Genomic DNA, 275 nt, shown 5'->3' with positions numbered 1-275 from the left:
GCCACCGCCCGGGCTCTGCGTCGCTTTTTCGAAGGCGCCGACCAGTTTCCGCGCGAGGGGGTCGAACTGATCCAGTGGTTCGAACCGGCCGACGAGAACCAGCCCGTCCGCGCCGTGCCGGGCGCGGGCCTGCGTGTGCCGATCTGGCTTCTGGGCTCCAGCCTGTTCAGCGCCCAGTTGGCCGGACAACTGGGCCTGCCCTACGCCTTCGCCAGCCATTTCGCGCCCGAACTGCTGCTGGAGGCCCTGGCGCTGTATCGCCGCAGTTTCACCCC

Annotated in this window: 1 pseudogene; it reads left to right on the top strand. The window is 69.5% G+C overall.

Annotated features, from left to right (window positions below):
- Positions 1-275 (top strand): annotated as a pseudogene (locus tag CVH10_RS20300) (hypothetical protein); the annotation flags it as partial.

The organism is Halomonas sp. ND22Bw, from assembly GCF_003011945.1.
Lineage (GTDB): Bacteria > Pseudomonadota > Gammaproteobacteria > Pseudomonadales > Halomonadaceae > Halomonas > Halomonas halophila.
The sequence above is the reverse complement of the archived record's forward strand: the minus strand, read 5'-3'. Positions and strand labels throughout refer to the sequence as shown.